Source organism: Blastomonas natatoria, from assembly GCF_003201955.1.
In the GTDB taxonomy this organism is placed as follows: domain Bacteria; phylum Pseudomonadota; class Alphaproteobacteria; order Sphingomonadales; family Sphingomonadaceae; genus Blastomonas; species Blastomonas natatoria.
On record NZ_QJJM01000006.1, the window covers coordinates 37,529 to 49,629 of the forward strand.

12 protein-coding genes are annotated in these 12,101 nt (G+C 62.3%); 7 read left to right on the top strand and 5 right to left on the bottom strand.

Features of this window, described 5'->3' with window-relative positions; all coding sequences use genetic code 11:
* Positions 1-178 precede the first annotated feature (178 nt).
* The 5 genes from C7451_RS08620 to aguB all read left to right on the top strand — a co-directional run bounded on the left by C7451_RS08620 (position 179) and on the right by aguB (position 5,052).
* Positions 179-1,858, top strand: coding sequence for a M28 family metallopeptidase (locus C7451_RS08620; protein ID WP_110298572.1), 1,680 nt, complete (start codon positions 179-181; stop codon positions 1,856-1,858).
* A 6-nt stretch (positions 1,859-1,864) separates the two neighbouring features.
* Positions 1,865-2,866: an agmatine deiminase family protein gene (locus C7451_RS08625; RefSeq protein ID WP_110298573.1), complete on the top strand. Its 1,002-nt coding sequence runs from the start codon at positions 1,865-1,867 to the stop codon at positions 2,864-2,866.
* Between the two features lie 82 nt (positions 2,867-2,948).
* Positions 2,949-3,791, top strand: a complete 843-nt coding sequence (locus C7451_RS08630; RefSeq protein ID WP_110298574.1) for a class I SAM-dependent methyltransferase — start codon at positions 2,949-2,951, stop codon at positions 3,789-3,791.
* Between the two features lie 59 nt (positions 3,792-3,850).
* The gene (locus tag C7451_RS08635; RefSeq protein ID WP_110298575.1) at positions 3,851-4,207 is read left to right on the top strand and encodes a DUF3147 family protein; all 357 of its coding nucleotides are present in this window, start codon (positions 3,851-3,853) and stop codon (positions 4,205-4,207) included.
* Positions 4,204-5,052 carry an N-carbamoylputrescine amidase gene (gene aguB / locus C7451_RS08640; protein ID WP_110298576.1) on the top strand — a complete coding sequence of 283 codons (849 nt, stop codon included), beginning with the start codon at positions 4,204-4,206 and terminating at the stop codon, positions 5,050-5,052. Before C7451_RS08635 ends, aguB begins: the two co-directional genes overlap by 4 nt.
* Before the next feature lie 28 nt (positions 5,053-5,080).
* Here aguB and dnaJ read toward each other — a convergent pair whose 3' ends face one another.
* The gene (dnaJ, locus tag C7451_RS08645; protein WP_110298772.1) at positions 5,081-6,217 is read right to left on the bottom strand and encodes a molecular chaperone DnaJ; all 1,137 of its coding nucleotides are present in this window, start codon (positions 6,215-6,217) and stop codon (positions 5,081-5,083) included.
* 117 nt (positions 6,218-6,334) lie between these two features.
* A complete protein-coding gene (dnaK, locus tag C7451_RS08650) occupies positions 6,335-8,236 on the bottom strand; it encodes a molecular chaperone DnaK (RefSeq protein ID WP_110298577.1) in 1,902 nt (633 codons plus the stop codon).
* Between the two features lie 197 nt (positions 8,237-8,433).
* Between dnaK and C7451_RS08655 the strand changes: the two genes are divergently transcribed.
* Together C7451_RS08655 and C7451_RS08660 are read left to right on the top strand one after the other, a co-directional pair.
* Positions 8,434-8,889 carry a copper chaperone PCu(A)C gene (locus tag C7451_RS08655; RefSeq protein WP_167398485.1) on the top strand — a complete coding sequence of 152 codons (456 nt, stop codon included), beginning with the start codon at positions 8,434-8,436 and terminating at the stop codon, positions 8,887-8,889.
* Entirely contained in the window at positions 8,889-9,356 is a 468-nt protein-coding gene (locus tag C7451_RS08660; protein ID WP_110298579.1) for a vgr related protein, read from the top strand. Before C7451_RS08655 ends, C7451_RS08660 begins: the two co-directional genes overlap by 1 nt.
* Positions 9,357-9,479: 123 nt before the next feature.
* Here the strand turns inward: C7451_RS08660 and grpE are convergent, their stop codons facing one another.
* The 3 genes from grpE to C7451_RS08675 are packed head-to-tail and all read right to left on the bottom strand — an operon-like array spanning position 9,480 to position 12,086.
* On the bottom strand, positions 9,480-10,094 hold the full coding sequence (gene grpE / locus C7451_RS08665; protein WP_110298580.1) for a nucleotide exchange factor GrpE: 615 nt from the start codon (positions 10,092-10,094) through the stop codon (positions 9,480-9,482).
* Positions 10,091-11,131 carry a heat-inducible transcriptional repressor HrcA gene (hrcA, locus tag C7451_RS08670; protein WP_110298581.1) on the bottom strand — a complete coding sequence of 347 codons (1,041 nt, stop codon included), beginning with the start codon at positions 11,129-11,131 and terminating at the stop codon, positions 10,091-10,093. Before hrcA ends, grpE begins: the two co-directional genes overlap by 4 nt.
* 55 nt (positions 11,132-11,186) lie before the next feature.
* Positions 11,187-12,086, bottom strand: a complete 900-nt coding sequence (locus tag C7451_RS08675; RefSeq protein WP_110298582.1) for a MarR family winged helix-turn-helix transcriptional regulator — start codon at positions 12,084-12,086, stop codon at positions 11,187-11,189.
* Between the last annotated feature and the right edge of the window lie 15 nt (positions 12,087-12,101).

Here is a 12,101-nt window from a genome sequence, read left to right on the forward strand (position 1 = left end):
CCTGTCACTAACACATGTTAACCCGAAACGTCGGGATACGGAAATTCGTTGCATATCACAAGCATGCGTCGACGCTTCGACGTTGGGATGACTTGCCTGCATGACCGGCCGGTGGCAAACACCGCCGCAGCAGGGGGATTGCCCTTGCCCATCCCTGTCCCTGGCGGAAAGAGCGACCATGTACCTCAAGACCCTTTTCAAAATCGCAAGCGCTCCGCTGGCTATACTCGCAGCAAGCCCATTGGCTGCCCAACCGGCCAACTCGTCCGATAGTTCCGCAGCTTCCCCCCCGCCAATCTCTGAAGATACGATGAAAGAGGTGACCCGGATGCTCTCCTCGGACGAGTTCGAGGGCAGAGCGCCTGGCAGCGTCGGCGAGCAGAAGACCATCGCGTTGCTGACCGAGCGGTTCGCCCGGGCAGGTCTCAAGCCGGGCAATGGGCAAAACTGGCTGCAGAAAGTGCCGCTGGTCAGCATCGAGGCGGGCAAGATCAGCGCGTTGACGATTTCAGGCGGCAAGACGCCGCTCAGCTTCGAATATGGCCAGGACATGGTGATCGGCACCTATCGCGAGGCGCCGACCATCGACATTGCGAACAGCGACGTGGTGTTCGTCGGCTATGGCATCAACGCACCCGAAAAGGGCTGGAACGACTATGCCGGGCTCGATGTGAAGGGCAAGACGGTCATCATCCTGGTCAACGATCCCGACTATGACAGCCCCGACCTGAACGGCGATTTCGGCGGCAAGGCCATGACCTATTACGGTCGCTGGACCTACAAGTACGAGGAAGCCGCACGCCAGGGCGCTGCCGCTGCGCTGATCGTGCACGATACGGTGCCCGCCGCCTATGGCTGGGGCGTGGTGGAATCGAGCTGGACCGGCCCGCAATTCTTTGCGCAGAGCGCCGACAAGGGCGCGAGCGAAACCCGCGCCAATGGCTGGATCCAGAAAGAAGCGGCAGAAAAACTGCTCGCCAGCGCGGGGCAGGACCTGGCGGCGCTGAGCGCGGCGGCCAAGCGCAAGGGCTTCAAGCCCGTGCCGCTTGGCGTGAAGGCGTCGGTGTCTTTCGCCAATGCCATCGACACCACGATGTCCAACAACATCATAGGCATTTTGCCCGGGGCCAAGCGGCCTGACGAATATGTGCTCTACACCGCGCACTGGGATCATCTGGGCCGCTGCAAGCCCGCCGATGACGGCGACGACATCTGCAACGGCGCGGTCGATAATGCCACGGGAACGGCAGCTTTGGTGGCGCTTGCCGAAGCGTTCAGCAAGGCCGGGGCGCCCGATCGCAGCGTCGTGTTCCTTGCGGTGACGGCTGAGGAATCAGGATTGCTCGGTTCGTCCTATTATGGCGAGAACCCCATCTATCCGCTGGCTCAGACCGTAGGCGGCATCAACATGGACGCATTTCTGATGGCGGGTCCTTCGCGCAACGTCACCGTGGTCGGCCAGGGCAAGTCGGAGCTCGACGATTATCTCGATGCCGCGCTGAAGTCGGTCGGCCGCGTGGCGCAACCGGATTCGATGCCGCAAAATGGCTATTATTACCGCTCCGATCATTTCAGCCTCGCCAAGCAGGGTGTGCCGATGCTGTATATCGATGGTGGCGACGATCTGCTCGAGGGTGGCAAGGCGGCCGGCGAGGCTGCGGCCAAGGACTATACCGTCAACCGCTATCATGGCCCCAAGGACGAATATAATCCCGACTGGAACTGGTCGGGCGTCATGCAGGATCTTTCGCTCTATTACAGCATCGGCCGCAGCCTTGCGATGTCCACCGCCTGGCCGAACTGGGTCGAGGGTGACGAGTTCCGCGCCATCCGCGACAAGAGCCGGGAAGGCAAGTAACTCGCCATGGCAAAGCAGATGATGCCGCCCGAATGGACACCGCAACGCTGGATATGGATCGGCTTTCCGCATCTCGCTGATGAGTGGAACGGGTTCCTCGCCGCCGCCCAGGCCGAAATCGCCGCATTCGCCCGTGCCGTGTCGGAAAGCGGACAGGAAGCGCGGCTGGTCGTGCCCGACGAGGCGCATGCCGCTCTGGCGCGCGACCTGGCGGGTGATGCGGTGACCATCTGCGTTCACCCCTATGGCGATATCTGGCTGCGCGACACCGGACCGCTGGTGGTCCGCGACGCGGAGCGCAAGGGGTTCGCGCAACGTTTCGGTTTCAATGGCTGGGGTGGAAAATACGTGATGCCCGGCGATACGCAGATCGGTGGGCTGCTGGCTGCGGAAGCGGGGCTGGCAAGTGCAGAAGCGGACTGGGTGCTGGAGGGCGGTGCGATCGATGTCGATGGCACCGGGCTCGGCGTCACCACCGAGCAGTGCCTGCTCAATCCCAATCGCAACCCGCATCTGACGCGCGAAGAGATCGAGGCGCGGCTGCGACGCGACCTTGGAATCGAGCGGCTGCTCTGGCTTGGCGATGGCCTGATCAACGATCATACCGACGGGCATGTCGACAATCTGGCGCGGTTCGTGGCGCCGGGGACGTTGGCATTGCCGGTGCCGAGCGGCCATAATGATCCCAATGCGGCGATCTATGCCAATGCAAAGCACCGGGCGGAGGCCTTCGGCCTGAAGGTGGTGCCGATCCCCTCGCCCGGTCTGGTCGAGCGCGTCGATGCCGAGGGCGAGGTCAAGGTGCAGCCGGCCAGCCATATGAATTTCGCGATTACCAGCCACCTCGTCGTGGTGCCGACCTATGGCACGGCATCCGATGGTCCGGCGGTCGAGGCAATCGGTGCATGTTTCCCCGATCGCCGTACTATCGGTCTGCGCGCGGATGCCGTGCTGGCGGGGGGTGGCAGCTTCCACTGCGCCAGCCAGCAAATGCCGCTGCTCGATTGATCAGGCGGGCCCTGCCGGGTATAGCCTGTGCCAGGATCCGTCCTGTATTCCCCAGCAACAACCACAAAGAGGATTGCCCCCGATGCGCTCAATGATCCTGTCTGCCCTGATTGCAGGCACCGCCCTGCCCCTGATGGTCGCTGCCCCCGCTATAGCCGCCGAGACCGCCAGCGCTTCCTCGGCCATCGATGCTGCCGTAGCCGCCGATCTTCGCGGCGAGGACAAGGCTCGCGACAAGTATCGGCATCCGAAGGAAACGCTCGAATTTTTCCAGGTCGGTCCGAACATGGTCGTTGCCGAATATGCGGCGGATGCAGGCTGGTACACCAAGATCCTCGCGCCGCTGACTTCGACCAATGGCAAATATGTTGCGCTCGGCGTCTCTCCGACCGCTGCGTCGTTCAACGAACAGCGCAAGGCAGCAATGGCGGCCTATCCGACCAGCTTTCCCGAACGCGCAACCAAGGCGACGGGCATCGCACCGGACAAGATCCACGCCTATGTCACCAATGCCGTACCCGCCGAACTCAACGGCAAGGTCGACCGCATCCTCATCCTGCGCATGCTGCACAACATGAACCGCTGGGGCATCCTGGGCAGCGAGCTCGACGCCATGCACAAGATGCTGAAGCCCGGTGGCATGATCGGCATTGAACAGCACCGCGCCAAGGCCGATGCGCCCGCCAGCTATACCGATGGCTCGAAGGGATATCTCAAGGAGGCCGATGTCATCGCGATGTTCGAAAAGCACGGCTTCGAACTGGTCGGCAAGAGCGAGATCAACGCCAATCCCAAGGACACGGCCGACTATCCCGATGGCGTCTGGACGCTGCCGCCCAATTACGCGCTGAAGGACCAGGACAAGGCCAAATATGCCGGGATCGGCGAATCCGACCGCATGACCCTGCTGTTCCGCAAGAAGTGATGCGCACGCCGCCGTCAGCTTGCGGGCTGTCGGCGGCGATTTGACGCCGGGGGGCATGTATGGGCGCGTTGGTGCTGCGGGCGGTGATATCGGGTATACTGGTCGCGATCATTGCCATCGTTGCCCGCCGTAGTCCCGGTCTGGGCGGCCTCATCGCCTCGATCCCGCTGGTCTCTACGCTGGGCATGATCTGGCTTTGGAATGACACCGGCGACCGCGAGGTCGTAGCCAATTATGTCTCTGCTGCCTTCTGGTATTTCCTGCCGACACTGCCCATGTTCCTGCTCATTCCGTGGATGCTCCGTTCAGGCGTGAGCTTCTGGCTATCATTGAGCGCAGGCTGCGGCCTCACCATCATTCTGTATCTGGGCATGATTGCACTCCTGCCCCGCATTGGGATCAACGTTTCGCTATGACCGACATCACCGTTGCCGCTCTGCAACTGCCGCTGGGTGGCGGCGTGGCTGAAAATATCAAAGCGGTGAGCGATCTGGTAGCCCATGCAGCGGACAAGGGCGCCGATATCATCCTGCCGCCCGAACTGTTCGAAGGACCCTATTTCTGCCAGGTCGAGGACGAAGCGCTGTTCGCGACCGCGCACCCGACCGCCGAACACCCTGTCGTGCGCGCGATGGCGAAGCTGGCAAAGCAGCTCAAGGTTGCCATCCCGACCAGCTTTTTCGAACGCGATGGGCCGCATCACTACAACTCGCTGGCAATGATCGACACCGATGGCGAGATCATGGGCGTCTACCGCAAAAGCCATATTCCTGATGGCCCGGGTTATGAGGAAAAATACTATTTCCGTCCCGGCAATACCGGCTTCAAGGTCTGGGAGGTGTGCGGCACGCGGATCGGCGTCGGCATCTGCTGGGATCAATGGTATCCGGAATGTGCGCGCGCGATGGCGCTGATGGGGGCGGAGCTGCTCTTCTATCCGACCGCGATCGGATCGGAACCCTATGACGCGGACCTCGACACCAGCCGCATGTGGCGTCGCGCGATGCAGGGGCATTCGGTATCGAACTGCATGCCGGTGATTGCCAGCAACCGCATCGGCACCGAGGGAAATCAGAGCTTTTACGGCCACAGCTTCATCACCAACGAATGGGGTGACCTGATCCTGGAATATGGCGCTGACGAAACCGGCGTGCTGGTCGCGACACTTGATCTTGCCCAGGCGCGCAAGCACCGGGCGGGCATGGGCTTTTTCCGCGATCGCCGCCCGCAGCTCTACGGGCGGCTCGCCGAGGATATCTGATCAGTGAGGCGGGAGCGATGATCCTGCCTTATTCACCGATCCCGTCCCACATTTCCTTCAGCTTGGCGAAAAAGCCCGTGCTTTCCGGGCTTTCCTGACCAGTTTCGGTGGCCTGGAACTCGCGCAGCAGTTCCTTCTGCCGGGCGCTGAGCCTGGTTGGCGTTTCGACATCGATCTGAATGACCATGTCGCCCGTTCCGCGACCCTGCAGCACCGGCATGCCCGCACCGCGCTGACGCAGCTGCTTGCCCGACTGGATGCCTGCAGGAATGTTGATCCGGTGGCGCTTGCCGTCGAGGCCGGGGATTTCCAGTTCGCCGCCGAGAGCCGCCGTCGTGATGCTGATCGGGCAGCGCGTGATCAGCGTCGTGCCGTCGCGTTCGAAAATGCGGTGCCGTGCGACATGAATGAAGATGTACAGGTCTCCCGGAGGCGAGCCCTTGGGACCAGCTTCCCCCTTGCCCGACAGACGGATTCGCGTGCCATTGTCGACCCCGGGCGGAATATCGACCGACAGCGTCTGCTGCTTGTCGACTCGGCCCTCGCCGCGACAGGTGCGGCATGGGTTCTCGATCACCTGGCCGCTGCCGTGACAGTTGGGGCAGGTGCGCTCCACGACGAAGAAGCCCTGCTGCGCACGCATCTTGCCGCTGCCACCGCACAGGTTGCAGGTGCGTACCTTGGTACCAGGCTCTGCGCCCGAACCGTCGCAGGTATCGCAGGTCGCTGCCACGTCGATGGTGATCTCGCTTGATTTGCCGTGATAGGCCTCTTCGAGCGTGATCTCCATGTCGTAGCGCAGATCCGCACCGCGAACGGGTCCACGCCGTCCGCCGGCGCCGCCGAAACCGCCGCCGAAGATCGTGTCGAAAATATCGCCGAGATCGGAAAAGCCGCCCGCAGCCCCATGACCGCCACCGCCGCCGGACATTCCGCTTTCATAAGCCTCATGCCCATAACGGTCATAGGCCGCGCGCTTCTGCGGGTCCTTCAGAGTGTCATAAGCCTGGCTGATCGCCTTGAACTTTGCTTCCGCCTCAGCATCTCCAGGGTTGCGGTCCGGGTGCCATTGCATCGCCAATTTGCGATAGGCGGATTTGAGCGCGGCATCGTCCGCATTGCGCGAGACGCCAAGGCGCTCGTAATAATCTTTGGCTGTGGTCATGGTCATGGGTCGCGATTCATCATGCAGCGACCGGGCGGGATCGCGGCGCTGGGATGGCATTGGCCACCCCTGCCCCGCAGTCCCGCCCGGCCGGACTGTCGAACATCAATCCGGCAATCAGTTTTTCGCGTCGCCGTCAACTTCCGAGAACTCGGCGTCGACGACATTGTCCTCAGCCGGGGCAGCATCAGCCGCCGGAGAAGCCGCGGCCGCCTGCTCCTTCTCGTAGATCGCCTGACCCAGCTTCATCGCGGCCTGCGCGAGCGCTTCGGTCTTCGACTTCATCGCCTCGGCCTCGCCGCCCTCGACCGCAGTCTTCAGCTCGGCAATGGCGGTCTCGATCTCGCCCTTGACTGCAGCGTCCACCTTGTCGCCATGCTCTTCGAGCTGCTTTTCGGTGCTGTGCAGCAGGCTTTCGGCGTTGTTCTTCGCCTCGGCGGTTTCGCGGCGCTTCTTGTCTTCCTCGGCAAAGCGCTCGGCATCCTTGACCATCTGATCGATGTCAGCATCGCTGAGACCGCCCGATGCCTGGATGCGAATCTGCTGTTCCTTGCCGGTACCCTTGTCCTTGGCCGAAACGTTGACGATGCCGTTGGCGTCGATGTCGAACGTCACCTCGATCTGCGGCACGCCGCGCGGTGCCGGCGGAATGCCGACCAGGTCGAACTGACCCAGCAGCTTGTTGTCCGCCGCCATTTCGCGCTCGCCCTGGAAGACGCGGATCGTCACGGCCTGCTGGTTGTCGTCAGCGGTCGAATAGGTCTGCGACTTCTTGGTCGGGATCGTGGTGTTGCGGTCGATCATGCGGGTGAACACGCCGCCCAGCGTCTCGATGCCCAGCGACAGCGGGGTCACGTCGAGCAGCAGCACGTCCTTGACGTCGCCCTGCAGCACACCCGCCTGGATCGCCGCGCCCATGGCGACGACTTCGTCGGGGTTCACGCCGGTATGCGGTTCCTTGCCGAAAAATTCCTTCACCACTTCGCGCACTCGCGGCATGCGGGTCATGCCGCCGACGAGCACGACGTCGTCGATATCGGCCGCCTTGAGGCCGGCATCTTCGAGCGCCTTCTTGCACGGATCGAGCGTGCGCTTGATCAGATCGGCGACCAGCTTTTCGAGGTCGGCGCGACTGATGGTCTTCACCAGATGCTTGGGACCGTTCTGGTCGGCGGTGATGAAGGGCAGGTTGACCTCGGTCGTCTGCGCCGAGCTAAGCTCGATCTTCGCCTTTTCAGCCGCTTCCTTCAGACGCTGGAGGGCCAGCTTGTCCTTGGTGAGGTCAATGCCTTCGGCCTTCCTGAACTCATCGGCCAGGAACTCGACCAGCTTGGAGTCGAAGTCCTCGCCGCCCAGGAAGGTGTCGCCATTGGTCGCCTTCACCTCGAACACGCCATCGCCGATCTCGAGGATCGAGATGTCGAACGTGCCGCCGCCAAGGTCATAGACCGCGATGGTCTTGCCGTCGTTCTTGTCGAGGCCGTAGGCGAGCGCCGCAGCGGTCGGTTCATTGATGATGCGCAGCACTTCGAGGCCGGCGATCTTGCCCGCGTCCTTGGTGGCCTGACGCTGGGCGTCGTTGAAATAGGCCGGCACGGTGATGACTGCCTGGGTCACGGTTTCGCCCAGATAGCTTTCAGCCGTTTCCTTCATCTTCTGCAGCGTGAACGCGCTGATTTCCGAAGGCGAATAGTCCTTGCCGCCCGCCTGCACCCAGGCGTCGCCGTTGCCGCCCTTGACGATGTTATAGGGCACCAGCTCCATGTCCTTCTTGGTCAGCGGATCGTCGAAACGACGGCCGATCAGACGCTTGACTGCGAACACGGTGTTTTCAGGGTTGGTAACTGCCTGGCGCTTGGCCGGCTGACCGACGAGACGCTCGCCATCCTTGGTGAAGGCGACGATCGACGGCGTCGTGCGCGCGCCTTCGGCGTTTTCGATCACCTTGGGCTTGTCGCCATCCATCACCGACACGCAGCTGTTGGTGGTGCCAAGGTCGATACCGATTACTTTTGCCATAATGCTTTTCCCACGTAACTTTCGATATGCAGATGAAAGAATACGAACCGCCGTCATGCCCCCAAGCATCCGGCAATTCCGTCCCCGTCGGCGGATATAGGGTTGCTTTCGCTTGGCACAAGGCATCGCAGTATCTACATCACGCACCGGGCTGAACCGGCCCGATCCGGCACAGGATGACGAGGGAGAAATCACCGATGCTGCGTACACTGACGCTGATGATCGCAGGGCTTGCGATGACGCTGCTCGCTGCGTGCCAGCCGCCTGCCCAATTGCTGGTCGAAAAGGCCTATGTGAAGCTTTCGCCCGTCGAAGGCAGTCCTTCGGTTCTGTATTTCACCATAAAGGGTGGGCCGAGCGACACCGTGCTGCGCTCGATCACCTCTCCCAACATCCTGCGGCTGGAAATGCACGAGACGGTCGAGGAAAACGGCATGTCGATGATGAAGCCAATCACCGCCGTCGCGGTACCGACGCGCGGCAAGGTCGCGTTCGAGCCGGGCGGCAAGCATGTGATGGTCTGGGGATTCGACAATGCCTCGCGCAAGGCGGGCAAGGCGGAGTTTGTCTTCTCCTTCTCCAACGGCGAGAAAATCTCAGTCGACGCCGCATTGAAGGAAATGAAGCCAGAAGACGGCATGGCGCACCACTAATGGCACCACCGCTGATCGACCGGCCACTCACACAAGCCGAGATCGATCTCTCTCGTTCGGTCTTCGGCGATGCCATCGCTTATGACAGGGTGCGCATCCGGCTGAAGAAATGGATTTTCTTCCAGCCAAAGCGCACGGTCATGGCGCCGATGGGGCACATCCATTTCCACCCCGCCGGGGCGGCCTATTGCGACGATTTTAGCTGCGCCAGCCTGTCACGCCAGGGCTTGTTCATCCACGAAATGGTGCATGTCTGGCAATATCAGCAGGGCATTTTCCTGCCGCTGAAGCGCCACCCGTTCTGCCGATATGATTACGCGATCAAGCCGGGACAGCGCTTCGGCAAATACGGCATCGAGCAGCAGGCCGAGCTGGTGCGCCACGCGTTCATGCTGCGCCAGGGAGTCAAGGTTCCGGGCGCGCCATCGATAGAGACCTATCGCCAGATCGTGCCGTTTCCGGTGTAGCGGACTTATTATCCTCCATCGTCACCCCCGCAAAAGCGGGGGTCCCGCTAGCTTCACGATCCCGGCTGAGAAGCGGGATTCCCGCTTTCGCGGGAATGACGTGGAGTTAGCTGTAAGAGCAGATCAATCGGGCTTCTTGGCGACCGCGACCAGCGCCGGGCGCAGCAGACGGTCCTTGATCATGTAACCGGCCTGAAGCTCCTGCACCACGGTGCCGGGTTCCGCCTCGTCGCTGGGCAATTCGATCATCGCCTGATGCTGGTTGGGATCCAGCGGCAAGCCGATCGCGGCGATGCGCGAGATGCCGTGCTTGCCGAAAACGCTTTCAAGCTCGCGGCCCGTAGCTTCGAGGCCGACCACCAGCCCCTTCCACGCCTCGTCATTGCGGGCATCCTCTGGGATCGCCTGCAGCGCGCGGGTAAGATTGTCGGAGACCGAGAGGATGTCGCGTGCGAACCCGGTGGCGGCATAGGCACGGGCATCCTGAGCGTCCTTTTCCAGACGACGGCGCACGTTCTGCGTGTCAGCGCGGGCATAGAGCACGTCCTGCTTGGCCTCGGCGAGCTGGGCCTCGAGCGTGGCGATGCGTTCTTCGAGCGCCGCCTGGCCCTCGCCCGGCTCCTTCAGGCTGTCCGGCACACCCTCGAGTTCGGCAGCCGCTTCGGCGTCGAGATCGGCGGGCTTGCTGGGGTCGTTCTGGGTCACTGTTTCGTCCTGAATCACGGTGTTCCTGCTCATTTCAACAATCGGGTCAGGCTCTGCGCGGTGAAATCGACCATCGGCACGATCCGCGCGTAATTGAGACGGGTCGGGCCGATAACGCCCACAACCCCCACAACACGGCCTTCGCCATCACGATAGGGCGCCGCTATCACGGATGACCCCGAAAGCGAAAACAATTTGTTTTCCGCTCCGATGAAGATACGGGCCGATCCAGCCTCGCGAGCGCTGTCGAGAAGATGGGCAATCTCCTGCATCGCTTCAAGCTCGTCGAGCAATCGCCGTACGCGCTCCAGATCGGCTGCGGCCTCATTATCGAGCAAATTGGCCTGGCCGCGGACGATCAGCACCGGACGATCCGATCCGTCACGCGACCATATGGCCAGACCCCGCCGCACCAGATCGGAGCTGGCGGAATCGAGCGCTGCCCTTTCCATGCCGATCTCTGCATCAAGGACCGCGACCGCCTGGCTGAGGCTGCGTCCGGCCAGGCGTGCCGTGATGAAATTGCCGGCCTGAACCAGCATCGATTCGGTAACCCGCCGGTCCATTTCCAGCACGCGATTGTCGATGCTGCCATCATGCCCAACCAGAACCGCCAACACCTGACTGTCAGATAACCGAACGAAATTCATCTGGCGGAGCACCGGCTCACGACGCGGCACCATCACGATTCCGGCACATGCGGAAAGGCCCGAAAGCGCCTGCGTCGTGGCGGCCAGAGCAGCCTCGATCGGACCCGTGCCATCGAGCTGCTTCTCGATCGCTGCGCGCTCTTCGGCAGAAGGTTCGGCTACCTGCATCATGCCATCGACGAACAACCGCAGGCCCTGCTCCGTCGGCATGCGCCCGGCGCTTGTGTGCGGCGCGGCCAGCAGGCCTAGTTCCTCGAGATCCTGCATCACGTTGCGGATCGAGGCGGGCGAAAGATTGACCGTCGACGTCTTGGAGATCGTGCGCGATCCGACCGGCATGCCGGTTTCAAGATAGCTTTCGACGACGATGCGGAAGACATCGCGTGCACGGTCGTTCAGTTCGGTGAACGGACTGCTCATGCCATGAAGTTAGGCAGAATGGTCGGCTCTGCCAAGATGGCAAGCATGGCGGCTCTCACCCTGCCATGCCGCCGCGCGCTTCCACCAGAGCGAACCAGCCGCAGACGTTACGGAAAGCGACATCGGACAGATCGATGAACATCCGCCTTGCATCCTTTGTATCGGCGCGCCGCTCGAGCAGACCCTGATCCGTCATCATCCGGATCCAGCGCAGCGCCGTGGTCGGCGGAACCGCTGCAGCGATACACAGGCTGGATACCGCTACCGACTTGCGCTCAAGGCGGGACGCGGTGAGATCCAGCAGGATATCCCAGGCCGGGTCGGCAAACAGTTCGGAGCTGAAGAAGCGATCGCGCATCCGCCGCATGGCGATCAATTGACGTATCAGCCGAGCCGCAGGAGGCTTTGCGCGCCTGAGGTCGGCAGCAGGTTCAGCGTGGTAATCCAGTCCATGATCGGCAAGTCCCTGGCCCGATCCGGAGTTCTGTTCATCGGAGATTGTCCCCAGCCGCTCGGCCAGCTGCGCCAGTTCGCGCGCCAGCGCCGCAAGTCGGGCCCGCTCGTCACGACTGGAATCCGATGCCTGACGCGTGCGCAGATGCACGACCAGATCGTGCAGTTCCGTTGCGATCAAGGCAGGGTTCGCCCCCACCACTAGGCGGACTTCGCGTCCGGCGAGCGTGGCATCGGCCTGATCGACCGCATCGAGTTCGACAAGGACAAGCAGGCCGCAATCCTGGGCGAGACGGTCGATCGGTATGCCCGCAGGCACGCCATCACGCCAATCCAGGACCATGATGGCGGCACGGCCGATGTGATCGAAACCCTCGGCAGACACATCCCAGCCCGCAGCGGAAACCAGTGCAGCAGTGTCGGAAGTGTCCGCATGGATCGGCAGGGCATCGCCATGCGGTGCCAGCCATTGATCCAGGCGACTGCCTGTGTCTTCCGACATTCTGTTTCAGCCCCC